Origin of the sequence: Levilactobacillus humaensis (assembly GCF_024345185.1) — a bacterium.
In the GTDB taxonomy this organism is placed as follows: domain Bacteria; phylum Bacillota; class Bacilli; order Lactobacillales; family Lactobacillaceae; genus Levilactobacillus; species Levilactobacillus humaensis.
In genome coordinates, this window is sequence record NZ_BROB01000023.1 from 1 (window position 1) to 26,814 (window position 26,814).

A 26,814-nucleotide genomic window follows, 5' to 3' on the forward strand; every position below is an offset into this window, starting at 1 on the left:
GCCCTATAAATTATAGGAATCAAGCCTCAGTAGCATAAATTAAATTACTATTTGTCTAACTTTTCTATTGCACTTCAGGCTGATCAGTCTTTTTTGCTGTCTTGAATTCTCATTTTCTCTTAGAACGTATCGGAAACCTCAATAATTGAATGTGCTATACTAAAATTCAGTTAAACTATTTCATCGGATTAATTAAATCAACCTAGGAGTAAATGCTACCATGAATAATTCTTCTGAAACAGGAACCCAATTTTGTCCGAACTGTGGTCAGGCCGTCACGGTAGGCACCCAGTTTTGTCCCAAATGTGGAACCCGCCTACCCCAAAGCCAGCCACAAAAAACAATTTCACCGCAACCCGTACAGGTGTCCCACTCGACCCAATCGACAGTGGCTCATCCCACCAATGTTTCAAATGTAGGCATGGATCGTTTTGCTCTAATCGGCCTAATTCTTGGCTTAACCTCCTGGGGAATCAGCCTATGGGGCCTCGTGGGAATCGGTGCCGTCGTTTTCAGTTCACTAGCCCTTAATCGTCACGTTTCTGGTTCAGATAAAATCATGGCAATCATCGGATTAGCATCTGGTATTCTCACTATTCTTTACGCTATCAGTCAATTTTAAACCAGCTTACTTTAGAAAGGTCCCAGACACATGTCAGATCAAAAATTCTGTTTCTCTTGTGGCCAGAAAATGCCAGCCTCAGCCAGTTTTTGCCCCAATTGTGGACAAAGACAACCTCAATTTCAGGCCGCGGTACCTGCTACTCCAGCAGCTGTGATAACACCCACCGTTCCCGTACCACCGGTAACACCAGCCCCTGTTCAATCAGCGCCCACTGCCGCACCACAAGCAATTGATCTGAAGAACTTCGGCAAGGCCCTCGATATTGATGCCGTCAATCGCTACCGGCAGGCTCTTGGCTATACGAGTCCCGACAATCTAATTATTTGGGCTCAACATTTGCCCGATATGAAAATGTATCTCCTTCTCGGTGCCTTTTCTTACCTGACAAGTAAACAGTACATGATTAGTTTTGAAGATGACGGCATTCTTTTCCTAGGATTTGGCCTAACCTATTTCGACGGGAAAAATGCCTTTATTAACTTTAATGACGTTAAAAAATTATCTTTCAAAAATATTGGAATCGCCTATCACCTGACTGTCGCGACTCAAGACAGTAAGATGAAAGTTCAAGTCAATCGCTTCATCATGGGCCACCCTTGGCAGGCAGCCAATGTTAAGATTCTGGCACAACGCTATCATAAATAAATGACAATTATAAAAAGGCTGATCGGCCGATCAGTCTTTTTTGCTATCTTAAAATGACCTATTGTGCCCGTCGTCGGGCCAAAATCTCCGTCAATACCTGCTTTTGTTCCGGGGCAGTTCGCCGGAGTGACTTGATCTTCTGAACAGTTCGTTGGACCAGAGACACTGGCATCGTTTCTAAAACCTGGTACACCTGATCCGGATCATCCTTGAACGCCGCCGCTAGAAACCAAGCCTGCCCCAATTGAACGTAATAGTCATCACTGGTCACGCTTAAAGCCAGCGTAAAGGCCCGATCCCGAAATTCCGGTGTCAGGTAAAACTTTAACAGGAACACTAGCCCGCTTCGCTGAAGCCACGGCTGACCACTCCTTAGATAACGCTCGATGGTCGCCAAAAATTCTGTCGGATACCGTTTGACCTGCTTGAAATGAATCGCCATATCACAGATGGCCCAACAATCCGCGGTTGTAAAGTAGCGGTCACAAGCCGCAACAAAGTCTGGCAGATTCAGCCGTAGCCGGCTAATCACGTAGGCTCGAATCAGAATCACTTCGTAAACCTCTGTGCCTGCCACTGCGAGAAATCCCGTCGGATCCCCCTTGCTAATCGCGGTTCCCCAGGCCTTGAGATCGGCCATTGAAATCCCTAAAAGTGGATAGTTAGTCCGAACAATCTTAGCGACTCGCGCCTGAGCCTTGTCATTGCGCTTGGACTCTAAGAATGTGAGAAAATCGGTATAGCTTGCTGGTGTCCATTTGGTCGCCGTCAAATCCATGGGCGTGTCTTCCTTTCCATCTTGTCATTTATCGTCATTATTCCATATTACCTCTACGAATGCGAGAACCATTCCCAACTAAAAGGGACCCGCTTTCAACGAATCCCTTAGCCAATCTAGTCATTAACCGGATCTTGCCGGTGGGCGTAGAAATAACCCAGTGTTCCTAAACTAAAGACGATGATAATTCCTACTAAGATGCCAATAATTGGCGCAATCGATCCGCCCAATGAGATGGTGTGTCGGAACCCCGTCATCGCAATCGTCATCGGCAAGTAAGGATGAACGGTTTCGTACAGCTTGTTGGTCAGTTCGATCGGATAGGTACCACCCGAACAGCCAATCTGAAAGAGCATAAAGAGTAACATCAACCAAGCCCCAGTGAGTCCGAGCCATAGCCGGAAACAGGTCACGATACTGAAGAAGGCAACGATGACTAGTAGACCAAACAAATAGGTCTTAACTGGTTCTAGTGGACGTAAACCGTTGATATACCAGACTCCCAACCACATACCGGAGGCCGCTAAGATGACAAATCCCCAGAGAAAAGCCATCTTGTCTATCCAAGCTGTCAGGAAGTTTCGGGCCCGGCCATGACGTTTACCCGCGTCGTAGATAATATTTAACGTAATACAGCCGACGAATAGCGAAATTGCCATGAAGTATGGCGCCATCCCCGTCCCGTTGTTGGCAATCGGGGCCACGTCATGCTGAACTAACTTAATTGGGGCAGACAGGGCCTTTAATCTTGCCGTTGTCTGGACTTGCGCACCAATCTGGCGACTCCCCTGTTGCAGGCCTTGGCTAATTGCCAAGTCGGCGGCGGTCACCTGTGGGCTCACCATTCCTGCTGCCACGGCCTGGGTGGTTTGTGCTAATTGCTTAGAGGTTTCACCGAGTTGTTGTCCCAGCTTAGCTGACGATGTCTGTAGCTGTGCCAATTCGCTCTGTACAACCTCCCGATTGAGGGTCGCCTGAAGTTTTTGCATTGCCGAATTCCCCATCTTAGCGGCAACCGCACTTTGCCCGGCGTTCGTTTCATAGGTCACTTTCAGGACCTGTGCCCGACGTCCCAAATGACTCAGCTGCCAGGAAGCCCCACTCGGAATTCGCAGAATCAAGTAAACCTTGCCCGAGTGGAGATCTTGCAGGGCGCGCTTTTCAGTAAAACGATGAAATTGTAACGTCTGACTCCGGACCAATGATCGGGTGACGGATTGCCCCCAATCCAATCCCTTAACCGGGCGATCTTGATTCACCACCGCCATTGGCAACCGGTGAAGTTCCCCATATGGATTCCAAACTGATGCCAAGAAAGTTGCGGCATAGACCAGTGGAATCACCATAATTCCTAATAAGATCCGCCAAACTGCTGGATGTTCCCGTAAATACTGCCATTCCCTAAATTTCATAGCTCTCATCTCCCAAACCGAATGAACGAATCATTCATTCAAATTGCCACCAGTCTAATCACTATGAGATAAAGCTCACGGGTTCAGACTTTATTCAGCAACGTTTGGTTGGTGAAATTACAATGATTAGCGATAACTACGTAGCAGAAGATCCCGCACAACCGCCAGCATTTCGGCCTCTGTGCCACTTGCCATCTCCTTTTCAAAACTGTCAAACCGTTTGTGCGCACACCACCAGAAAATCAGATCGACCACGACAACCCCATTTCGTAAAGGATCCTTCAAGTCTGGCTGAAGGTGTTCTAGAAATTCACCGACCCGTTGATACAAGGCCTGCCGTTGCTGGCGATACAAGGCCGTCAGCGCAGGATTGACCGTCGGATTATGCTCTAAAATCAAGAAGTAACGCCCATACCGTTGAAAGGCCGCGAATAGTGCCGTCAGGAGGTCATCCAATGATTGAATATGCCGATCCGCCAACTGATGATTCCAGACGGTATAGGCCTGTTCGGTCTGTTTGACCAGTTCTCGCAGGTCCACCGAAGTTAGCGGAAAGTCTAGCGTCGTTGGCGTTTGCGTGGGTAGTGTTGATAGAAAGACATAGTCTAATAGCGCGGCCTTACTGGCAAAGAGCCGGTAGAGTGTCCCCACCGCCAGCTGGGATCGCTGGGCAATCATCTGCATTTGTGTTTCGTGATAGCCCGGTTGAATGAACAGTTCACTCGCCGCGGCATATACGCGCTGTAATTTTTCTTCATCGGTCATCTCTGATCCGCCTCCTTGACTCCATTTAACGCCTACTCATCAGCTCCCTCCAGACCCCACCACCACTCAGGAGAGTGACCTTACGAACCTCCCTGATCCGGGACCTTTTTATCAGAAATTCTCACGGCAACTAATGGTTACGACAAGAAAGGTGACCACTTCACTTGCCTTAGAGCGGCCTCAACCCCTTATACTAAAAGGGTAAACACTTAGAAAGGAGTCGATTAATTTGGATCGACCTTATATTTTTTGTCACATGGAAACGTCACTAAATGGCAAGATCACCGGTCCCTTCATGCAGGCTGCTGATGACAACTACAAGGGTGATGGCGATCTCTTCTACCACATTGCCTTTGACGATGACGGGTACTACCATCCCCAAGGTTGGCTGTCCGGGCGCACCACGACCGACGATAACTTCACCCACTATGCCAAACCCCAGCTGGATGAAAATGCCGCACCGGTCCCTGCCGGCGACTTCATCCCCACAACCATCGCGTCTCAATACTACATTTCGATTGATCCCCACGGCAAGTTGGCCTGGACGACCAATCAAATGACGTTCATGGCCACGACGGCTCAGGTCTTGGAAGTTCTGACCAGCCAAGTCAGCAACGCCTACAAGGCCTTCCTGCGCCAACTCGACATTCCCTACATTATCGCGGGTGACACCGAGTTAGATGCCCCATTGGCCATGAAGAAGCTCAAAGACCTCTTCCACATGGAAACGGTCATGTTGGGTGGCGGGGGCGTGCTCAACTGGTCCTTTATCCAACAGGGCCTCTGCGATGAACTCAGCCTCGTCTTGAGCAACGCCGCCGACGGTTCAACCGATACGCCAACGCTCTTCTCCGCGGTTCCCGGGCTCTCATCAGCGACACCGCGGACCTTCACCTTGAAGAACGTCGAGACTCACGACAACTTTGTCTGGCTCCGTTACCTGATCGACCCGAAAAAATAAGGTTGACGTGTCGAGGTCAACGTGCGATACTACTCCTGGTGCCAAACCAAGGTGGGGGTACGCGATCGGTGCGCAAGCATTCCGAAGGTCGCCGCACCTCACCACTAAAACAGCTCTACGCTTTGCGTAGGGCTGTTTTTCTATGTTTAATTATCAAATCCTAATTATTAATAATTAGGATTATAGCCACTTTCAGATGTTTCACATGAAACATTCTACCCTGCCAAAATCTACCGTTGCTTTCCCTTTCTGGCATGCTACGCTAAGAGTAAGACTTCCGTGAAAGAAGGACTCCTCGTGAAAATCATTATCGCCCCGGCCAAGAAGATGGTTGTCGATACCGACACTTTTGCCGTTGATCAGCTTCCCCAATACCTGCCCCAAACGACTGCAATTTTAAGCGTTCTCCGGCAGCTAACCTATCCCGAGGCCAAGGCCCTCTGGCACTGTAGCGACAAGATCGCGCAGCCAAACTACGACTGGCTTCAAAAACTAGACCTGGCACATACCGTCACACCGGCCTTATTGGCCTTCAGTGGTATCCAATACCAGTACATGGCCCCGGACCTATTCACGGCTCCCGCCCTCGACTACGTCCGCGCCAATCTCCGGATTCTCTCCGGTTTCTACGGCATTCTCCGTCCCTTCGATGGCATCGTCCCTTATCGCTTGGAAATGCAAGCCAAGCTCGTCGTGGCTGGTCATAAAAACCTGTACGCCTTTTGGGATGACCGCCTCTATCACGCCCTCTCGAGTGACTCGGAACCTATCATTAACCTGGCCTCTCAAGAATATGCGAAAACCATTATTCCCTACCTTCAACCTAAGCAATCCTTCGTGACCGTCACCTTTGCTAGCCTCGTTGACGGTCAACTGAAGACTAAAGCCACGCTAGCCAAAATGGCGCGTGGATCTATGGTTCGTTATCTGGCAGAACACAATGTCTCAACGATTGCTGGCGTCACACACTTCGATCATCCGGACTGGCAGTTTGCCGCAGAGCGGTCGACGGCGGAGCAGATCGTTTTTATTTATCAGGGGTAATCCTTGCTCAACTAAGATGTTCTGTCCCATATTATCGTTCCTAATCGCGCTTATACTATAAGTGGGAATTGTTAGACAACGAAAGGTCTGCTTTATATGACAGTCAAAAGAATTTTATTTTCATTACTATTGGGTTCCGCCGCCCTCATTTCACTGGGGGGATCAACGTCGTTAGTAACTAACGCCGCAACAAGTGACGCAGTAACAACCACAAGCGCAACGACTGACACTAGTTTTGCCTCAACTGCTAAAAGACTGCAAGACAATAGTGATCGCACAGTTCAAACCATTGACATGTCTAATGATCATACTTACGTTAGACTCAATGACAACGTATCGCCAATACTCTACGATGAAGATGGCGCACCTGTTAATGAAACACTACCTGCAACCAACCGGATCTACCAAATTTGTACTTATGTCCTCGATCTAAACACGCATAAGATTTATCTGCAGGAAGACAGTTCTGCTAATGGTCTTTCTGCTCCTGATAACTACTATTTTGAATTTAATCCCGACACCATGGCTCTCGGAGGTAAATCAGCTGATCAAACTACTTTCCAATTTGTCACTGATCCCATCACTTTTAATTTTCAACCTGCCGATATCGGCGCCGATGATCTGAATCCCATCGGTCCCGCATTCCACATTAACTCGGGCCTAGATACAGATCTCTCCAGCAGCGCTGGTAGTATAGCTTATAGTGGTTATCTTAGGAACGAACTTTTCAACGCTGATGGGAGTGAAATTCCTGGCTATTATTTCAACACCTCATCGTATATTGATTTTGATAGTGATAAAAACAGTTTTATTTTGTACTACACCAAGGACGACACGCCATCGACTGTTCCGACCAACCCCAATTCAAATTCTACGAGTAGTCCTTCGAATACAGCCTCTTCGATTTCAAGTTCTTCTAGTTCTTCCGATAAAGTCCCCTCACAAGCCAAGCCATTTACCGACTTCGCCGTCTACGCCACCAAGAAGATCGGTCTCTACAACAGCCCTAACTTCTCCAAAGCTACGCGTAAGTTCTGGTATACCAAGCAAACTCGGACAAAGCGGCCGCAATTCGTGGTGATCGGTTATGCTCGGAATAAGGCGGGCATTCTTCGCTACAAGGTTCGCGACGTCAATCGAAGGTCCAAGACATTTAAGCAACGTGGCTACATCACCACAAATGCCACCGATGTCTCTAACACCTATTATCTTAAAAATCCTAGAACAGTCCGCGTCATCGGTGCCAAAGGAGTCAATGCCTACACCCACATCAACCTCAGTGGCAAAGATCGCCGACATTTCAAGCACGGGTCAATCCTCAAAGTTAAGGCGCTCAAGACTTATCATTTAACGACGCGACTCCTATTGAACAATGGCCAATACGTGACAGCTAACAAGACACTCGTCCTTAGAACAAAATAGTTCAAATAAAAGCCAGCGAGATCGCTCAAATAGCGGTTCCGCTGGCTTTCGTTTGCCATAAATTATCCAGTTAAAAAACCCCAACTCTCATTTCACTCAATTATTTTCACCATACTGATCCAAAAAGCGCTGTAATCCACCAAGATTCAAGGTAGCCAGCCGCTGTTTGAAATCCGTCAACGAAATCGGCAATTGCCCAGTAATATATAGCCGAAACAACGTCAGCGTGCTATCAATTAGGAAGGTCACACCGATCTTGGCGTCCGTCGCCTTCAAGTGGTATTCCACCTGAAAACTTTCAGCTAAACCATCCGCCACCCGATACTTAACCCGCCGAGACAAAAAGCTATAATCATCCGACGTCAACATGAACGTATAGAATTTTGGCGCTCGTTCGAAGAAACTATTGAGTTGCTCGAACCAAGCCCCCGGATGTGTTAAGGGGTCTTGCGCCTTTAACAAGATTGCCAACAACTGATCCGCAATCTCGTCAGTGAAACTACCCGCCAAATCATCGATCGAATCGTAATGAAGATAAAATGTCTTACGGTTAATATTGGCCTCCGCCGTCAATTGTTGGACAGTAATCTCTCGAAAACGATATTGTTGGGCCAACTTACGAAAGGCCTGCCGTAGGGCCTGGTTGGTTCGGATCACTCGCCGATCTGTCATCGAATTCCTCCAGTTAAACCCCATATGTGGCGAAAGTGAGGCTTAATCCTCACCTTTCTGGAATCTGTTGTGGATTGTCATCCCTGACCTCGCTATTATTTAGCCACACCTGAGGTGAATTTGTCCTCAGCATACCATAAGAACAGGGGGTGGCGCCGATGATCCGTGCGGAGTGGCGCTATTTAATTAAACACAAACTCATGTTGGTCGTCCTAGTTGTCGTCATGCTAATTCCATCGATCTATGCGGTGACCTTTCTCAAATCCATGTGGGATCCTTACGGTAAGCTTGCCGACTTACCGGTCGCGGTCGTGAATCAAGACCATCCTGTTTCCTATCAAGGAACGCGACTAGCCGCTGGTAACACGATGACGCGAAATCTCAAGGCCTCCACGGCGATGAAATTCATTCCAATCACCAGTGAATCCAAGGCAACTCATGGCTTAACCACAGGCAAATATTATATGGTCGTCACGATTCCCAGAAACTTCTCGGCCAATGCAACGACACTGCTGGCACGGCATCCACATCAGATGGTCCTACACTATCAAACCAGTGCCGGACACAATTACACCGCTTCTAAATTGACGGCCACTGCTGCCAAGCAGGCCGCCCAATCCGTTGGTAACTCGGTGACACAAAGCTATGCCAAGACCCTTTTCACCTCAATTAAACGACTCGGGTCGGGCCTGAAAACTGCTGGTAATGGGAATAGAAGGTTGGCCGCTGGTAGCCAACAACTTACAGCAGCTGACACTAAGATTGCCCGGGGACTCAACACCCTAGCCGCCAGCACCATCCAACTCAGCAACGGTACCCGTACGCTCACCATGAAGCTCAGTCAATACGTTAGTGGCGTCCAGCAGGCTCAGGCAGGGAGCCAACAACTCGTAACTGGCCTTGACCAATTCCTAAGTAAATCCAATCAATTAATCACCGGCATTCAACAACTAGCCGCCGGCGCCGAACGCGTCGATCACGGGGTAACTGCCTATGTTGCTGGGACTGGAAAGCTCAATGTTGCGGCAAGAAAACTGGCCAGTGGCAGTCGAGCCGTCCAGACTGGCGCTACCAACTATGTCAGTGGGGTCGCCGCAACCAACACCGGCGCCCAATCCCTCGCCACGAACCTCAACATCTTGGGTACCAACACCCAACAATTGGGAAGTAACCTCACCAAACTAGCCGACGGGGGTCAGGCACTCAACTCTGGCCTGGGACAATTAGTCACGGGAAGTACTGCTCTCACCAGTGGCCTGCAGAAGATTCAGGCTGGTTTACGGACCTCGCAGACGCAACAGATGGCTTTAAAGAGTGCTGCCACCAAACTCGCCGCCAGCAACCAGGGGTCCAATACGCTCAAGACCGACGCCGCGACTCTCCAAAGCACACTGACTGCGCTATCAGCCAGCGAGTCGACCGCCGATCTTCAAAGTAAGGTCGCCACAGCTGCCGACGCCCAAAATCTGACAGCTACACAAAAGGCAGCCATGCTAAAGGCTGTGAGTGGTGCCAACAATAGTGACACCATCACAGCTGTCCAAAATGCCGCAAAGCAACTCAGCAACGATCTCAGTCTTAGCACTGATGACAGTCAACTCAGCAACTTACAAAGTGCCCTAACCGCGGCATCAGCAACCCAAGATGACCTCACTACGGGGATCGACACGCTAACGACCAATGCGGCCTCACTTACCACTGGTTTACAACAGGCTAACCAAAGTCTCACCAGCCTCAATGCTGGCTTGCAATCTCTTCAGTCCAACACCCCAACGCTAACGGCTGGTATCACCAAATTGACTGCCGGGGCCACTGAAATGGCCACGGGAACGCAACGGTTGACCGCCCAAGGGAGCCAGCTCACTAACGGCACCCAGCAACTGGCCAGCGGTAGTGCCCAGCTCGTCACTGGAACCCAACAGCTCACGGATCAGGGTGGGACTCTGACCACGGGAGCCACAAAACTAGCCGCCGGATTAGTCAGCCTAAACGCCCAAACACCGGCGCTCACGACTGGCGTCACCCGACTGGCTAACGGCGCCGATACGCTCAACACCGGTCTCACAACCCTAGCAACCAAAGGGTCCCAGCTCACAGCGGGTATGCACACTGCCGCTAATGGTAGCCAACAGCTGACGAGCGGAGCCGAACAATTGGCTAACGGCGCGTCTCAAGTAACGACTGGCGCGACAACCCTTCAAAATGGCAATACGAAACTGGCAACCACTCTGAAGAAGGCCGGTCAAAAAGCAACCGTCCACCCTTCGCAGCTAACTTACCGCCAGTTTGCCACTCCAACAACGACCACACACACCGACCACGACGACGCCCCAGACAATGGGACAGGTATGGCCCCTTACATGATGTCAGTCTCCCTATTTGTCGGGGCACTGGCTTTCAATCTAATGTTTGATATGTACACACCGCACCGGTATCCGCGCAGTGGCTGGAGTTGGTGGCTTGGCAAGGCCTCCATCATGAGTGCCTTTGTCTTCGGCGAAGCACTCTTCATGACCAGCCTTCTCGCTAGCATCGATGGTCTCGCACCAATCCATCCGTGGGCTACTTTCATGATGTTATTGATCACCGGTGGCGCCTTCATGAGTATCGTGTACTGGCTGAACCTCGTCTTAGGCAAGCCCGGGGCCTTCTTCAGCATGGTTCTCCTAGTCCTCCAACTTGGTGGCTCGGCTGGAACCTATCCGCTTCAACTCACCAATGGTTTCTTCAAGGCCTTGCATCCTTGGTTACCGATGAGCTACTCGGTGGCCGGTCTGCGGGAAACCTTGATGATCGGTGACAGTGCCCTAGCCGATATGGCCGTCCTCATTCTTATCGGTCTGGTCTTCTCTGGCATGGGAATTCTGTTCTACGCCCGTCGTCACGGACGCGTACGAGAGATGGATATTCCAGAAATATAACTGAAAATCCCGTAACTGAGCCTAGACGTCGGTTACGGGATTTTTATGAAATAAATTAAAAAGCATCCCGCCCCTTTCTCGGCATGCCCCTTAACCTTCAATTCTAATCGTGTACCGCTAGCCACTGCGTCAGCCGCTCCATATACGCCGCCGTCTCCTCCACGAAGGCCATGTGCCGGCTGTGGGCAAAGAGCGTCCATTCGGCATGGGGCAACTGGTCCACCATAGTTTTGGCGATTAGTGGGGTACAGAGGTCATTGACCCCGCTGGTTACCAACGTTGGTGTCATCACCTGCGCTAATTTGGCGGTATAGTCATATTGGCCCAGGGTTCCCGTTGGACAGTACTCGTTAGGGCCCCAGGCGGTCGTATAAGCCACGGTTCCGCTTCGCTTGGACCGACGGAGGTATTCGGGCGAAACGGCCGTGACGGGCCCCGCAGCGTGGTTCAGCATGAAGCGTTGATTGGCTGCCAGATAGGCCGGTGTGGTGAAATCGCCACTGGCCTCCGCTTGGGCAATCGCCGCCTGATCCACCGCCGACATGAATCCAATCAGTCGGTGTTGTTCCTGTTGCCACAGCTTGGCTGAAGACAGCGTGCTGGCCAGAATCAGGCTCTGAATCCCTTGTGGCTGGTAATCACAGCGGTAAATGATCGCCAACATGCCACCCCAGGATTGACCCAACAGATGGACCCGCTTGAGTCCCAGATAATCTCGCAGGGTCTCGAGCTCATCGACCCAGGTTTCTGCCCGCCAGAGACTGCGGTCATCCGGCATGGATGACCGCCCACACCCCAGCTGATCGTACATGACGATCGGCCGGCCAGTTGTCTCGGACAGTTGGTCGAACGCTTCGAAGTAGTTGTGGGTCGACCCGGGACCGCCGTGCAGCAGGAGTAACGGCGTCTGTCCGCCGGTTAGGTCCCCAACGATCCGGTAATAAGTTCGATAGTTGTGAAATGGCATAAAGCCTTCTTGAATAGTCATTGACGGCACCTCACTTTGCGCCTATTATACCGCTAATCTTCGTCGCTATCTGCCGACTTCCGATCGGGAAAAAGCTTGAATACCGCGCGATAGAAGTAATCGGAGGCGTAGCCAATGACGAAGATGCCGAGGATCATCGAGCCGTAGAGCTGCCCCACGAAGAGCCCCCAGTGATGAACCGGAACGTTGGTGATGATGAGCATTGTCGTTCCCCAGGCGATCAGCCAGGCGGGCACCAGGGTGAATTTCATGATAGTCCCCTGTAGTAACAAGACGATCGTAGTCAGAATGCCAAACATGATGGCGCTGGGCCACATCTGCCCGAGAAAGGGAATCTGCATGAGCCGATAGGTCATCAGCCCAAAGCCAATCCCCAGGGCAAAACTCAACAGAATATTCCAGACCTTATCCTTCGGGAACCCGGCCCCAAAGAAATACGAGACCGCGACGAAAGCCGCCGATCCCATCCACAGTGAGAAGCCACTCATGATCAGGCTATAAACCAGCGTGAAGAGGCCGACCCCGATGGCATCGACCCAGAGCATTTTACTAATTTTCAAGATGATTCTCCTTTACCTTATAACCACTTGTCCGCAGAAATAATATCTAATTAAGACAGTTTACGGGATGGGGCCGTTCCGTGCAAGAGAAACCTCACCAACTAGGGCAAATCGACTGCATCGCTGCCACGGAAAGCCCTTTCACAGTTAATTTATTTGTGCTAACATTCACATGTAGGCATCACCCCTCGTCAGTTAAGGAGGTTCCAGCATGAAATCTGTTTATGTTACGGGTCCCGGAAAAGTCGCTTGGAAAACCATCGACGACCCTCAAGTGGGCCCAAATGATGTGTTGTTGCAGATGAAAGCTTGCGGTATCTGTGGGTCGGATGCGATGTACACCCGTATCGGCGGGATTCCACCCCGTCAGGGCGCTACGCCGCTGGGCCACGAACCCGCGGCGGAAGTTAGCCAAATCGGAGCTAACGTCAAGGACATCGCGGTCGGCGATCACGTGGTTATCGATACCCTGAAATTCACGGATGGCCTGTTAGGTAGTGGTGGTGCTCAAGGCGGTCTCTCCGAGTTCGTCTTGGTCAAAGACTTCCAGCCGGGCCGCCAACTCCGAGTCATCCCCAAGAACATTCCGTGGCAGGTGGCTGCTTTGAATGAACCCATGGCCGTCGCGGCCCACGCCGTTAATCAGACGCAGCCTAAACCGGGTGACAAAGTTGTGGTCTTCGGTGCGGGTCCGATCGGCTTGGGGGCCCTTCTCAGCTACAAACGTAAGGGCGTGGCCAATGTTGTCGTCGTGGACATCATCCAGTCTCGTTTGGATAAGGCCCTAGAAATCGGCGCCGACGCCGTCATTAATTCTGCCAAGGAAAACGTCGGCGAACGGCTAGTGGCCCTGCAAGGTAACGGTGCCAGTGGTTTCATGCGCGGCGTCCATCCCGCAACGGATATCTATCTGGATGCCGCCGGGGCCGCCCCAGTCTTCCAAACCGTACTCGACATCGCCAAGCATGGCGCTACGCTGGGCGTGGTGGCCGTCTACACGAAGCCGGTGGAACTGAATTTTGCCAACGTCCTGACCTCAGAACTCCACGTGGTCTGGTCCATGGGTTACCCGACGGAAATCTTCGAAGTCACCGATGACATCATCGATAACCCCGACAAATACGCCAAAATTATCAGTAACACCTTCCCGTTCGACCAGGCCCTCGACGCCTTAAAGATGGCGCGAACCCCTGGTGCCGCGGACAAGGTAGTCGTCACCTTTGATTAATTAAGAGCATTTAACGCCTTCCCGATTGGAAAGGCGCTTTTTATATTTTTTGATTACTGTCTTCCCTTACTAATGCCGCCACGACGCCCCTTGTCCCAATTTGCGAAAGGGCTTACTATTGAGACAGGAGTATTTATCTTCAAAAGTCAGGGGAGGCTTTTCTAATGTTTAAAACTGGAATCAAAGTGACCGCCATTGCGGCACTACTACTGGGAATCGGACTATTCAGCTCAACTACCGCTCACGCCCAATCAGGTTACAAAATTACCTCGACTCAGGACGTGACGCCGGAACCATACTATGTCGTTAAAAATCCAGAAACACGCTATTCTTGGAATAAAACACATACCAAGAAAATCTTTGTTTTAAAAGCTCTCGATGATGTCAGTTGGTATGTGACCCAAAAAGTAACGCTAACCCAAGCCGGCAAAAGTATCCTTTACTACCATATATTGGATTCAGAGGGCTTTGACTGGGGCTACGTTAGTGCTAAGGATATGCGCAAAGGCTTCAATCCAATTGATGATGAACGTGCGGACTATCAACCCGTACCCAATTCAACTTGGAATGGTAAAGAAACGGTTCCGATTAACCCGGTCACCCAGCGTACTTTCACTAAAGTAAGTAAACAAATAGTTAAAAATCAGTATTATCGAACCAAAAAGGCCATAAAAATCAAAGCTTACTTTAGCCCGTACATTACTGTGGGAGTCGTCACTGTTCCCACTACTCTGCCAGCAGGAACCATAGTTGAAGGGGAAAAATATTCCAAATGGATCTCTTTCAATATTACTTGCCTGAGTCGAGGAATCCTACAGCCCGGTTATCACCAAGGACTATGGCCCACCAAAGACTATGGCGGCTCATCAGCTTTAGCCAAAAACTTCAAGCGAGTTAGCCATCCCGATTACTTACCGAAGAGTATTAGCCACGGTGCACTATATCTTGGTAGTTTATCCGCGATTCGACACGCCGCTGCGTTATCTAAACAGAGTGTCCAAATTACCTCAGATGGCTATGTAGAGGTTCGCCAAAACCAGCCTTGGGCACGCCCTATTGTATACACAGCAAAACCGAAAGTCTCAGTTAAAATCAAACGAACACGAATCAAGGGGCATACCCGGTACTTATATCTGGCTAAACCTCTGAAAGGATTTAAGACCACTAAAGTTCGTTATCACGGTAAGAATCAATACCGATTAGCTTTCGTTAATCAACAACGAACCTATTCCAGATCACAGGCAACTGACGACAACGACTATCCACCAACATATTATGGCATCATGAGCTTTGGCGGAAAAACCTTCTATACGGAATACAATGAAATTCCATATGATGATTAGGCTTTAAAAATACGGGGAGAATTTCAAATGCAAAAAAAAGCAATTAAAATGATGGCGCTCATGGCGTTGTTGTTAGGAGTTGGATTGTTCAGTCCAGTCACCGCTCACGCCCAATCGGGTTACAAAATTACATCGACTCAGAACGTGACGCCGGAACCATATCATGTAGCCAATAACATAAAGTCACGTTACTCATGGGATAAGACACATACAAAGAAAATGACCATTTTAAACCAGTTAGGTGACATCAGTCTTTACGTTACCCAAAAGGTCACAATGTTACACAATGGGCAGGAGATCAATTATTTCCACGTTACAGATGAATATGGTGGGAACTCCAGTTATGTCACAGCAAATAGTTTGGTAAAGGGCGTTAACCCCGCTGACGATGAGCGTCCAGTCTATCAACCTGAAGTGGCAAACCATTGGAATGGTAATGCCACCATCCCAGTTAACCCTGTTTCAAAAAAATCGTTTGCCAAAGTAAGCAAGAAGATCGTTAAAAATCAATATTATCAGGCAAAACGAAGCGTGAAAGTCAAAATTCCATTTACCACCTATTTGAACGCGGGCGACATCAATAAGACTGTCGTTTTACCCGCAGGAACCGTGATCAATGGGGACAAAAATTCCAAATGGCTGACTATTAACGGCGCTTATTTAAGTCAAAAATTCCTTAAAGTTGGCTACCACCAAGGCCTATGGGCAGATGCTGAGCATTGGCCTACATCGGCCTTGTCCAAAGACTTTAAACCTGTTAAACATCCAAGCTACCTTCCCAAAAGCATTAGTCATGGTGATCTATATCTAGGTAGTCTCTCCGCTATTCAGCATTACGATTCGCTCTCTAAACAGAGTATCCAAATTACCTCAGATGGTTATGTAGAAATTCACCAAAACCATCCCTGGGGTTCTATCACAGAATATCAGGGACAACCAACAGTTTCCGTTAAAATTAACCGTACTCGCATCAAGGGACATACCCGGTACCTGTACTTGGCTAAGCCTCTGAAGGGCTTCAAAACAACTAAAGTTCGCTACCACGGTAAACACCAATACCGACTGGCTTTCGTTAACCAACAAAAGACTTATTCCGAATCACGTAAAACTGAAGATCACGACTTACCAGCACAATACTATGGCATCATGAGTTTCGGCGGAAAGACCTTCTATACACCTTATGGGATAATTCCATACGATGATTAGGCTTTAAAAAACACGGGGAGAATTTCAAATGCAAAAAAAGAGAATTAAAATGATCGCGCTCATGGCCTTGTTATTAGGAGTTGGATTATTCATCCCAGTCACCGCTCACGCCCAATCAGGCTACAAAATTACATCGACTCAGAACGTGACGCCGGAACCATACTACGTCGCTCGCAACATCAGCTCACACTATTCATGGGACAAGACTCACACCAAGCGATTAACCTTTCTAAATGAGTTTCAAAAAAACTACAGTGTCTATGTGACCCAGAAGGTTACCATGACCTATAAAGGTAAGACGACAGCCTACCTACATATTGCGAACAACTATGGCGTGGACTACGGCTACGTCACCGCAAAAAGTATGCGCAAGGGATTCAATCCTACCGATACCGACCGCCAACCTTACCAACCTGCCAAGGGTTCCCAATCTCCAGAAATCATGACCGTTAACCGCGTGTCTAAACAAGCCTTCAGCAAGGTTAGTTCACGACTAAATGAGATTACCTATTATCGTACGACGAAAAAAGTGAAACTTAATGCCGATTTTACGAGCTACATGAATATTGGTTCTACAACCATCTCAACGACAATCCCAGCTGGAACTATCGTCGGTGGCTACCGAACATCTAACGACCTAGCAATTGACACAGACGCTTTAAGCCAAAGCTTTTTACGTCTAGGTTATCGGCAAGGGCTGTGGGTCGCTGGCGGGGAACTGATCACCAGTCCCGCTAGAATTAAGGCATTCAAACAAATCAAACGCCCCGCTTATCTTCCCAAATATGATAGCTTTGGTCTCTTGTACGCCGGCGGAATCAACGCTATTCGAAATCAGAAGGCTCTTTTATCAAAACAGAGTGTTCAAATTACTTCCAACGGTTATGTAGAAATTCGACAGAACAATCCTCACGGACAGGCTACCGAATACAACTCGCAACCACTGGCCTCAGTTAAAATCAAGCGAACCAAAATCAAAGGCCACACACGTTATCTGTATTTGACCAAGTCCTTAAAGGGCTACAAAACCACCAAGGTTCGCTATCACGGCAAACGACAGTACCGCTTGGCCTTGGTTAACCAGCAAAAGTCTTATGCCATCAAGGACCCCGGCACCGACGAATTCACAAGAACAACCTATTACGGTGGCTTAACATTCGGTGGTAAGTCGTTCTACACTTCTTATGGAACGGTTTCGAACGCGAAATAAACTTTCAATAATTATTAGTAATAATCACATCGTTAAGGTGTTAGGGGATGCTTTTAAATGTTTAACAAAGCAATCAAAATGATCGCGCTCATGACTTTGCTACTAGGAGTAGGATTGTTCATCCCAGTTACCGCTCACGCCCAATCGGGTTATAAGATTACATCGACTCAGAACGTGACACCAGAACCCTATCATGTAGCCAATAACATAAAGTCACGTTACTCATGGGATAAGACGCATACAAAGAAAATGACCATTTTAAACCAGTTAGGTGACATCAGTCTTTACGTTACCCAAAAAGTCACAATGTCTCACAAGGGGCAGGAGATCAGCTACTTCCACGTTGCCTATGTATTTGGTTCAGACTTGGGATATGTCACAGCAAATAGTTTGGTAAAGGGGGCTAATCCCGCCGACGATGAGCGTCCAGTCTATCAACCAGAACCGACAAAACATCAAACTGGTAACGCCACCCTTCCAATTAACTCCGTTTCGGAAAAGGCCTTTACCAAAGCAAGTAAAAAGATTGTTAAAAATCAGTATTATCAAACAAAACGTCGCGTGAAAATTAAAATTCCGTTTATACCATACTTGAATCTCGGTCGTATTAATAAGACAGCTGTTTTACCAGCAGGAACAGTCGTCTATGGTGATAAGTATTCTAAATGGCTGACTATTAATAGTGCCTATTTGAGTCAAAAATTTCTGAAGTCTGGTTATCGCGAAGGATTTTGGGCAGATGCTGACACTTGGACGCCATCCGTCTCAGCTAAAAATTTTAAACACGTCAAGCATCCTGGCTACCTTCCCAAGAACATTAGCAATGGTGATCTTTACTTAGGTGGCCTCTCAGCCCTTCAACACAGCTCACTGTCTAGACAGAGTATCCAAATTACCTCAGACGGCTATGTAGAAATTCACAAAAACAATCCGCTGGGGCGGAACACCGAATACCAGGGACAGCCAATCACATCCATTAAGATTAAACATACTCGCATTAAGGGGCATACGCGTTACCTGTATTTGGCTAAGCGCTTGAAAGGTTTCAAGACAACTAAGGTTCGGTACCACGGTAAATATCAATACCGCTTGGCTTTCATTAACCGGCAAAGAACTTATTCCAGGTCACGGGCAACTGACGACAATGACTTTCCACCACAATATTATGGCATCATGAGCTTCGGAGGAAAAACCTTCTATACGCCCTATAAGGAAATTCCATACAATTATGATTAGCCTTTAAAGTTGAGAAGGGATTTTAAATGTTAAAAAGAAAAATTAAAAAAATCGCGCTCATGGCGTTGCTGCTGGGAATAGGCCTATGTATCCCAGTCACTGCCCACGCCCAATCAGGTTATAAGATTACCTCGACTCAAGATGTAACACCGGAACCATACTATGTCGTTAAAAATCCAGAAACGCGTTACTCCTGGAATAAAACACATACCAAGAAAATGCTTATTTTAAAAGCTCTCGACGGTATCAGTTGGTATGTAAACCAAAAGGTAACGCTAACCCAAGCCGGTAAAAGTACCCTTTACTTCCGTATCTTAGATTCATATGGCTATAGCCGGGGCTACGTTAACGCCAATGATATGCGCGAGGGCTTCAACCCAGTAGATGATGAACGTCCAGCCTATCAGCCTGTACCCCAGTCTACTTGGACAGGCAAACACACTGATCCAACTAAACAACTAACCAAGAGCGCCTTCACTAAAGTAAGTAAAAAACTAGTTCAGAATCAGTATTATCAAACTAAGAAATCCGTAAAAATTAAAGTGCCCTTTACAACGTATCTTTCTATGGGTGTCATCAATGTTCCCACCACGCTACCAGCAGGAAGCATCGTCGAAGGAGAGAAATCTTCAAAATGGCTCCTCATCAATAGCGCCTATTTAAGTCAAAAAGTTCTACAACCTGGTTATCATCAGGGACTATGGGCCGACAAGGCCAACCGTGGCGTTGCATCAACCTTAGCCAAAAATTTCAAACGTGTTAGTCATCCCGGTTACCTACCTAAAAGGATCAGCCACGGTGATCTATATCTTGGCGGCGTATCTGCAATTCAACATTCCGCTGCGCTATCTAAACAGAGTGTCCAAATTACCTCAGATGGTTATGTAGAGGTTCGCCAAAACCAACCTTCGGCAGACTCTATTGTCTACACAGCAAAACCAAGTGCCTCAGTCAAAATCAAACGAACCCGGATCAAAGGACATACGCGCTACTTATATTTGGCCAAGCCTTTGAAGGGATTCAAGACCACCAAAGTTCGCTATTACGGAAAAAAACAATACCGCTTGTCCTTTGTTAATCAGCAAAAATCCTATGCTGTTATTATCAATGACGATACCCAAGATGTCCCGATTACTTATTATGGTGTCATGCGATTTGGTGGCAAAACTTTCTACACCCCTTATGGGGATGTTCCAGATATTTAAGCTTTAAAAATTCGGGGAGGATTTTATATGTCAAAAAAGGGAATCAAAATGACCGCGCTCATGGCGTTGTTACTAGGATTTGGATTACTCATACCAGTCACCGCTCACGCCCAATCGGGTTACAAAATTACATCGACTCAGAACGTGACGCCGGAACCATATCATGTAGCCAATAACATAAAGTCACGTTACTCATGGGATAAGACACATACAAAGAAAATGACCATTTTAAACCAGTTAGGTAATCTCAGTCTTTACGTTACCCAGAAAGTCACAATGGCACACAATGGGCAGAAGAGCACCTACTTTCATGTTGCGGATACCTATGGCTGGGATATGGGCTATGTTCCGACAAATAGTTTGGTAAAGGGGGCTAATCCCGCCGACGATGAACGTCCAGTCTATCAACCAGAACCTCAGTCGCCATGGACAGGAACGGCTACGGTTCCTGTTAAGTCCGTTACCAAAAAAAACTTCCCTAAACTGAACAAACAATTAGGCAAGGCTCGCTATTATCAAACGACTAAAAAGCTAAAAATTAAAGTGCCATTCACGCCCTATCTGGGAATGGGCGTTGTTAAGGTATCTGTATCACTCCCGGCTGGAACTGTGGTTGAAGCCTATCGTTACTCTAATCAGATGTGTATCAACGGCACTACTCTAGATCAAAGAATCCTGAATCCAGGTTATTCCCAAGGCTTGTGGGCACAAACTGATGGCATTGCCTACACAGAGGCTAAATTCTTCAAACGCGTTAGTCACCCGGCCTATCTTCCTAAAAGTATTAGCCATGGCGATCTATATCTAGGGGGGCTCTCTGCCATTCGACATTCTTATAGCACACTAACAAAACAAAGTGTACAAATTACCTCCAATGGCTACGTTGAAGTTCATCAGAATCAGCCCTGGGGCCGACCCATTGAATACACCGGGAAACCTAAGACTTCGGTTAAAATCAAGCGCACTCGTATCAAGGGACACACCCGATACCTGTACTTGGCGAAACCTCTGACTGGCTTCAAAACAACAACAGTTCGTTATCATGGCAAACATCAGTACCGACTTGCTTTTGTTAACCAGCAAAAGACTTACACGGTCACAATTCCAAGTGATGATGATAAGCTTCCAATGAGTTGTTATGGCGTTATGCGCTTTGGTGGTAAGACTTTCTTCACCTCTTATGGTAAGGTTTTCTATGATGATTAAATCAATTTATACGTGGAAGAAACACTACTCATAATAACTAAAAATCTTAAACCTAAGAGCTCACACCAAAGGATCAGGAGGACATACCAATGAATAACAAAGAAGTCGTGGCACAGAACTTGGATAATCTCATGCACCGTCATAGTGTCACGCGGAGTAAGCTCGCTGACGACTTGGGGATTAAGTACTCCACTCTGTCTGATTGGCTGAACGGGCGGACCTACCCGCGCGTTGGGGCTATCACCCAACTAGCAACCTACTTCAACGTTTCCCCTTCCGCCATTGTAGATAGCACGGAACCCAGTGAGGTCTTACAGGGCGTCGTTTCCATCCCTATTATCGGAACGATCGCGGGTGGTTCACCCATCTTAGCTGACGAACACATCGAAGGCTACGTCAAGGAACTCAAGGCTGGCCTCCCCGTTGGCGAACTCTTCTATCTACGCGTCAAGGGCCACTCAATGGAACCGACCATTAAGGATGGCTCGCTGGTCCTCATCAACCGTCAACCAGAGGTCTCAGACGGGGATATTGCGGCCGTACTTATTAACAATGAGGCCACACTGAAACGTGTCACCATTCAGGACGGCAAATATATCCTGATTCCCGACAACAAGGACTACGCCCCGATTCTACTCGACCGGAGCAATGAAAACCGTATTCTCGGTAAGGCCATTCGGGTCACCATTAATTTAGAATAAGTTCTAACAAAATAGGGCCACCACAGTTAGTCAAAACTAACCGTGGTGGCTTTTTCTACTTGTTAATTACCGTTGGTGTTTCACATGAAACATCCTAGCCGAGTTTGGCCAGTTCGGCCGGCGTATAGGCATAGTCCACGTGCGCCATGCCCGGAACCTCATCCCAAGGGACGGGATAACCGGCACCGTGCGCACAGAACACGGAACCCGGGGTATTCGGTAAATCTCCCACCGGATCGTATGCCTGCGCCGCCACGACCTCATCGGCATTGTGACATGGGCGATAGCCATCGATCAGACACTCCAATTGGCCCTTGCCATGCGTATAGGCATTGACCTCCTGCGCATAGTCCTGCATGGCGGCCACCGGAGCGGTTCCCGTCAGTACGGTCATCTCGCCCGCATCCGTCGGTGTGTCAAAATCGCCACTCATCCGTTGAATATCCGTCATGGCACGACCCACTTGATCCTGACCCACTTCCAATCGGAAACGATACCAGGGTTCCAGTAGTTGTAGACCGTCATTTTCACGGAGCATCATCAGGCCCTGACGTACGGCGCGCCACGTGGCCTCACGGAAGTCACCGCCCACCGAATGAACAATACTAGCGCGGCCAGTGACGAGGGTAATTTTAGCATCCGTAAGGGGTGACCCTGTCAGAACGCCCAGTTGTTCCTTGGCGCGAAGATTCGACAACACTTGATGTTGCCAGTTTTTCCCGAGAATCTCTAGCGAACAGTCCGCCGCAAAGGTCAGACCGCTACCCCGGGGCGCCGGCTCAATCAACAGGTGAACCTCCGCGTAATGCCGGAGGGGTTCGAAGTGACCGACCCCCTCGACGGCCTTCGTGACGGTCTCCTTGTACAGAATACTTCCGGCATCGAAACCGACGTCCAATTGGAAACGGTCGTGCAGAATCTGTTGGAGAATCTCCAGTTGAACGGTCCCCATGATCTGCACGCGAATCTCCTGCAGGTGGCTGGACCACGTGACGTGGAGTTGCGGATCCTCATCCTCCAATTGCCGGAAGATCGTGAGACAGTCATGTAGGTCGTGGCCCTGCGGATCCACCGCATAGGTCAGTACCGGTTGAATCTCTGGGGTACGCTCATCCGCCACGTTACCCAGTCCCTGACCGGGATACGTGTCCGTTAGATTGGGGATCGCGCAAACTTCACCAGCTGCGACACTCTGCCGGATTTCAAATTTAGTCCCGTTATAAACCCGGAGCTGATTGACCTTCTGCTCACCGAGTAACACGGTCTTGGTGGCCAGCTGTCCCCCGGTAATCCGTAACCAGGTCAGCCGCACCCCCTTGTCATCGTGCGAAATTTTGAAAACTTTGGCACCGAAGTCTGTCGTCGTCACAGGATCACTGGTCCAATGAGCCAAGCCCGCTAGAAAAGCGGAGACACCCTCGAGCTTTAAGGCCGATCCGAAGTAACAAGGAAATACCTTGCGCTGGCGAATCAACTGCCGAACGGTCTGATCGGCAACCTCGCCCGTATTCAAGAATTGTTCCAAGACAGCGTCGTCTTGCATCGCCACATCCTCATAGGCGTCCTCCGGAAGCGTCGCCGTCTCGCCCTGGTCAAAGGCCAAGCAACCCGGTGAGAAGGTCGTTTGCAGCTGGTCGAGGACACGATCGCGGTCGGCCGTCACGGCATCCATTTTATTTACAAAGATAAACGTGGGAATCTGGTAATGATCCAGTAAGCGCCACAGGGTTCGCGTGTACCCCTGAATGCCATCGGTGGCCGAGACCACCAGAATGGCGTAATCCAGCACACTGAGCACCTGTTCAGTCTGGGAGGCAAAGTCCACGTGTCCGGGGGTATCGAGGAGCGTTAGGGTCAGATCCTGCATGGTCAGGCTAGCCTGATGGGAAAAGATGGTAATCCCCCGTTGTTTTTCGAGGGTGTCTGAGTCCAGAAAGGCGTCGCCGTTATCGACGCGGCCTAACTCTCGCACGGCGCCTGATTGGTATAACAAGGCCTCCGAGAGCGTCGTCTTCCCGGCGTCGACGTGAGCGACGATGCCCGCTGTGATTTTTGGCATGGGTCATGACTCCTTTCTACTAATTGATTCTTTAATTATCTAGTCTTGTGGCATTAATGCCAATATCTTCTTAATTATACCGGGTTTTGCCCGTAGGATCAGTAAAAGCCGGTCAAGTTTCGACCGGCTTTCGATTAGATTGACTTAGGCAGCCCCTAATTCGCGGGGATGACGGCTCAACAGCAACGCCAAGGCAATGTAGACGGCCGCGACTGCCGTAAGCACTAAGAACATCCTCTGGTAACCCACAGCTTCGACGACCCAACCCAAGACAACGGCGCCCAGCCCCATCCCCAGGTCGTAGGAATTCAGGAACATCCCCGTCGCCGTATCCCGATTGGCTAGTGTCGTTTCCTTAAAGATCCAGGCCTGCAGAGTCGGGTAAATGGCCCCATCAGCCACGCCATAGAGTACACCCGCTACCAGCAATAGCCAGTTGCGATCGACAAAGGCAATCATCAACACACCTGCAGTCAAAAATACCGTATTCAAAAGCAGAATTGCCCGTGGTCCTCGGTGATCGAAGGTCCGGCCCACGATCGGTCGAATCACGACCCCGGCAATGGCGGCCACGAAGAAGAACCCGGAGATCACGCTCAGATGGCGAATTTCCGCGTAAATTGGTGTGAAGGTCATCACGCCACTCATTAAGACCCCTAGGACGAAGACTAAGCTACATTGGGGGAGAAACTGTCTATCGAATATGGGTGCGGCTTCCACCGTCTCTACGGCTGACTGGGTGGGTTTGCTGGTGCCAAAGATGGCCAGCATGGCCGCGAAGAGAATTCCGATACAAGCCAGGAAGAAGACCGCAAACCCATGACGATGCACCAGATCCAAGGCCAGCAATGGCGCCAACGAGGCCGTCACCATGGTTCCGATCCCGAAGTACCCCATCCCTTCACCGATCTTTTCGTTCGGCAGTTCGGCGGCCGCCGAGGTGGCAAAGTAGGTCGTGGTGATCCCATGCCCGAGACCGTTGAACAACCGCAAAAGTACCAGCAGTCCAAAACTACCGAGTAACGGGTACCCGACCGCCGCCAAGAGGTAGAGGAGAATGCCGACGACCAGGAGGCCCTTTTTACTGAACCGATCTGAGAACCACGGGACGAATAACCGGGTGATCAGGGCCGCAAACATAATGGCCCCCACGAAGATCCCGATTTGTGCCGGCGACATCCCCAGGTGTTTTCCGTAGAGGGGCAAGACTGGCACCTGCATGTTGTAAACCATGAATAGCAGGGCATTCCCGATTAAAATTAAAATGAAATTACGACTCCAATACGACGTTTGCATGTGAAAATTCCTCCCTGGAAGACAAAAAAGGCCAGATAAGATGAGCGATCATCTTATCTGGCCGTAACCCTCCGATACCCTGACGAGTACCTTATCTAACTAAATAGTCTTCCGATAGTGTATTAAGTTACTCAAAGTGTAGCGCATCGGACCACCGGAACGCAAGGAGAACTTGACCAACCCCCTAAGCTGTCACTAGGCCTAAATCAATCATCGACTGCGCTGTTGCAACAATCGCCGTCGCGGCAGAACGGGGATGCCAACCGAGAAACCGAACGGCCTTGGCATCGCTGGTACCGGCGTATTTGCCCACCAATGAAGCGAGCATTTTCAGATCTGATCGTACCAGCGCAGCGGCTTTAATGGCCAGATTTGGAATTGTTCTGGTGGGGAGCCTACCCGCGAACTGGGGAAAGGCCTCCCGTAACACATTAGCCACGTCTAGCATCGACAGCGTTTCCCCGGTCGTGGCCAAGAAGCGTTCCCCCGCAGCCTGAGGGGCCGTCATGGCTAACAAATGCAGACTGGCCACGTCACGAACGTCGACATAGCCGGAATTAATATTAGGAACCGCCCGCAACTGGCCCTCTAATAACTGGCGTACCTGGACGTTGGAGTGGGAGTAGTCGCTGGCTAAGACCGGCCCCATCACAGCAACCGGATTGACCGCTGCGAGTTCCATGCCCTGGCCTTCTGTGGCAATGAAATCCCAGGCAGCACGTTCGGCAAGCGTCTTAGACTTCTGGTAGGGATGAATCCCCTTGGCAACAAGATTAGACCAATCCTTTTCGGTGTAAGGGGTGGTACGGTGAGAATGTCCGGCAAAGATGGCCCCATAAGCAGAGGTCAAAACGACCCGTTTGACCCCAGCATCTCTGGCTGCCGTCAGGACGCGCCGTACGCCATTGACGGCCGGTCGAATCATCTCGTTTTCATCCTTGAAGACCCGATTGGGAGTCGGCGAAGCCACGTGGATGACGTACGTCGCGCCGGCCATCACGTCAGCCCAGTGGGCATCGTGAGTGAGGTCGGCCTCGACAACTGACACTTGGCTGAGGTCCTGAACACCGCCCGTCGTTAATATCTTCAGCACCAACGGCCGCTTCTTCAACGACCGCACCGTGGTGCGCACGGCATACCCTTGTTGTAATAACTGACAAATAATGTGGCTGGCAATGAACCCACTTCCACCGGTAACGACGACTAATGGTTTTGACATTCTTAATCACTCTCGCTTTCGTTTCACTTGTAACGTCTGTGGCAAGAGCATACAATGACGGTAACCGACTTTCAAGCGAAAACGAGGCATCTCTGACAGAATGGAGCAAGTG

23 protein-coding genes are annotated in these 26,814 nt (G+C 49.3%); 14 read left to right on the top strand and 9 right to left on the bottom strand.

Annotated elements, in window-relative coordinates; genetic code table 11:
• Window positions 1-220: 220 nt before the first annotated feature.
• Both OCU14_RS08160 and OCU14_RS08165 read left to right on the top strand, forming a co-directional pair.
• Window positions 221-622 carry a zinc-ribbon domain-containing protein gene (locus OCU14_RS08160; RefSeq protein WP_261810603.1) on the top strand — a complete coding sequence of 134 codons (402 nt, stop codon included), beginning with the start codon at window positions 221-223 and terminating at the stop codon, window positions 620-622.
• Window positions 623-652: 30 nt separating this feature from the next.
• Window positions 653-1,270: a zinc ribbon domain-containing protein gene (locus OCU14_RS08165; RefSeq protein WP_261810604.1), complete on the top strand. Its 618-nt coding sequence runs from the start codon at window positions 653-655 to the stop codon at window positions 1,268-1,270.
• A 58-nt stretch (window positions 1,271-1,328) separates the two neighbouring features.
• Here OCU14_RS08165 and OCU14_RS08170 read toward each other — a convergent pair whose 3' ends face one another.
• The 3 genes from OCU14_RS08170 to OCU14_RS08180 form a co-directional block, all read right to left on the bottom strand.
• Window positions 1,329-2,048 carry a DNA alkylation repair protein gene (locus OCU14_RS08170; RefSeq protein WP_261810605.1) on the bottom strand — a complete coding sequence of 240 codons (720 nt, stop codon included), beginning with the start codon at window positions 2,046-2,048 and terminating at the stop codon, window positions 1,329-1,331.
• A gap of 116 nt (window positions 2,049-2,164) precedes the next feature.
• On the bottom strand, window positions 2,165-3,460 hold the full coding sequence (locus tag OCU14_RS08175; RefSeq protein WP_261810606.1) for a YhgE/Pip domain-containing protein: 1,296 nt from the start codon (window positions 3,458-3,460) through the stop codon (window positions 2,165-2,167).
• A 126-nt stretch (window positions 3,461-3,586) separates the two neighbouring features.
• A complete protein-coding gene (locus OCU14_RS08180) occupies window positions 3,587-4,225 on the bottom strand; it encodes a TetR/AcrR family transcriptional regulator (protein WP_261810607.1) in 639 nt (212 codons plus the stop codon).
• Window positions 4,226-4,454: 229 nt separating this feature from the next.
• On the opposite strand from OCU14_RS08180, the gene OCU14_RS08185 reads away from it, so the two are divergent.
• From OCU14_RS08185 to OCU14_RS08195, 3 genes are all read left to right on the top strand, one after another.
• Window positions 4,455-5,186, top strand: a complete 732-nt coding sequence (locus tag OCU14_RS08185) for a dihydrofolate reductase family protein (protein WP_261810608.1) — start codon at window positions 4,455-4,457, stop codon at window positions 5,184-5,186.
• Window positions 5,187-5,483: 297 nt separating this feature from the next.
• Window positions 5,484-6,230 carry a peroxide stress protein YaaA gene (gene yaaA, locus OCU14_RS08190; RefSeq protein WP_261810609.1) on the top strand — a complete coding sequence of 249 codons (747 nt, stop codon included), beginning with the start codon at window positions 5,484-5,486 and terminating at the stop codon, window positions 6,228-6,230.
• 96 nt (window positions 6,231-6,326) lie between these two features.
• Window positions 6,327-7,652, top strand: coding sequence for a DUF5776 domain-containing protein (locus OCU14_RS08195; protein WP_261810610.1), 1,326 nt, complete (start codon window positions 6,327-6,329; stop codon window positions 7,650-7,652).
• Window positions 7,653-7,748: 96 nt separating this feature from the next.
• On the opposite strand, the gene OCU14_RS08200 is transcribed toward OCU14_RS08195, so the two are convergent.
• Window positions 7,749-8,324 (bottom strand): TetR/AcrR family transcriptional regulator, encoded by a 576-nt coding sequence (locus OCU14_RS08200; RefSeq protein WP_261810611.1) that lies wholly within the window; start codon window positions 8,322-8,324, stop codon window positions 7,749-7,751.
• 158 nt (window positions 8,325-8,482) lie between these two features.
• Between OCU14_RS08200 and OCU14_RS08205 the strand changes: the two genes are divergently transcribed.
• Window positions 8,483-11,245: a YhgE/Pip domain-containing protein gene (locus OCU14_RS08205; RefSeq protein ID WP_261810612.1), complete on the top strand. Its 2,763-nt coding sequence runs from the start codon at window positions 8,483-8,485 to the stop codon at window positions 11,243-11,245.
• 103 nt (window positions 11,246-11,348) lie between these two features.
• Here the strand turns inward: OCU14_RS08205 and pepI are convergent, their stop codons facing one another.
• Both pepI and OCU14_RS08215 read right to left on the bottom strand, forming a co-directional pair.
• A complete protein-coding gene (pepI, locus tag OCU14_RS08210; protein WP_261810613.1) occupies window positions 11,349-12,233 on the bottom strand; it encodes a proline iminopeptidase in 885 nt (294 codons plus the stop codon).
• Window positions 12,234-12,265: 32 nt separating this feature from the next.
• Window positions 12,266-12,793, bottom strand: a complete 528-nt coding sequence (locus OCU14_RS08215) for a DUF1097 domain-containing protein (protein WP_261810614.1) — start codon at window positions 12,791-12,793, stop codon at window positions 12,266-12,268.
• A gap of 211 nt (window positions 12,794-13,004) precedes the next feature.
• Between OCU14_RS08215 and OCU14_RS08220 the strand changes: the two genes are divergently transcribed.
• The 8 genes from OCU14_RS08220 (at window position 13,005) to OCU14_RS08255 (ending at window position 22,128) form a co-directional block, all read left to right on the top strand.
• Entirely contained in the window at window positions 13,005-14,021 is a 1,017-nt protein-coding gene (locus OCU14_RS08220; protein ID WP_261810615.1) for a zinc-dependent alcohol dehydrogenase, read from the top strand.
• Window positions 14,022-14,185: 164 nt separating this feature from the next.
• Window positions 14,186-15,364 (top strand): hypothetical protein, encoded by a 1,179-nt coding sequence (locus tag OCU14_RS08225; protein WP_261810616.1) that lies wholly within the window; start codon window positions 14,186-14,188, stop codon window positions 15,362-15,364.
• A 27-nt stretch (window positions 15,365-15,391) separates the two neighbouring features.
• Complete coding sequence (locus OCU14_RS08230) at window positions 15,392-16,570, top strand: hypothetical protein (RefSeq protein ID WP_261810617.1); 1,179 nt, start codon at window positions 15,392-15,394, stop codon at window positions 16,568-16,570.
• Window positions 16,571-16,598: 28 nt separating this feature from the next.
• Entirely contained in the window at window positions 16,599-17,780 is a 1,182-nt protein-coding gene (locus OCU14_RS08235) for a hypothetical protein (RefSeq protein ID WP_261810618.1), read from the top strand.
• Window positions 17,781-17,837: 57 nt separating this feature from the next.
• Window positions 17,838-19,016, top strand: coding sequence for a hypothetical protein (locus OCU14_RS08240; protein ID WP_261810619.1), 1,179 nt, complete (start codon window positions 17,838-17,840; stop codon window positions 19,014-19,016).
• Between the two features lie 26 nt (window positions 19,017-19,042).
• Window positions 19,043-20,221 carry a hypothetical protein gene (locus OCU14_RS08245; RefSeq protein WP_261810620.1) on the top strand — a complete coding sequence of 393 codons (1,179 nt, stop codon included), beginning with the start codon at window positions 19,043-19,045 and terminating at the stop codon, window positions 20,219-20,221.
• A gap of 27 nt (window positions 20,222-20,248) precedes the next feature.
• Window positions 20,249-21,427: a hypothetical protein gene (locus OCU14_RS08250; protein ID WP_261810621.1), complete on the top strand. Its 1,179-nt coding sequence runs from the start codon at window positions 20,249-20,251 to the stop codon at window positions 21,425-21,427.
• 89 nt (window positions 21,428-21,516) lie between these two features.
• The gene (locus OCU14_RS08255; RefSeq protein ID WP_261810622.1) at window positions 21,517-22,128 is read left to right on the top strand and encodes a LexA family protein; all 612 of its coding nucleotides are present in this window, start codon (window positions 21,517-21,519) and stop codon (window positions 22,126-22,128) included.
• Window positions 22,129-22,222: 94 nt separating this feature from the next.
• Here OCU14_RS08255 and OCU14_RS08260 read toward each other — a convergent pair whose 3' ends face one another.
• From OCU14_RS08260 to OCU14_RS08270, 3 genes are all read right to left on the bottom strand, one after another.
• Entirely contained in the window at window positions 22,223-24,187 is a 1,965-nt protein-coding gene (locus OCU14_RS08260) for an elongation factor G (RefSeq protein ID WP_261810623.1), read from the bottom strand.
• Window positions 24,188-24,331: 144 nt separating this feature from the next.
• Window positions 24,332-25,483 (bottom strand): MFS transporter, encoded by a 1,152-nt coding sequence (locus tag OCU14_RS08265; RefSeq protein WP_261810624.1) that lies wholly within the window; start codon window positions 25,481-25,483, stop codon window positions 24,332-24,334.
• A 184-nt stretch (window positions 25,484-25,667) separates the two neighbouring features.
• The gene (locus OCU14_RS08270; protein WP_261810625.1) at window positions 25,668-26,702 is read right to left on the bottom strand and encodes an SDR family oxidoreductase; all 1,035 of its coding nucleotides are present in this window, start codon (window positions 26,700-26,702) and stop codon (window positions 25,668-25,670) included.
• Window positions 26,703-26,814 lie beyond the last annotated feature (112 nt).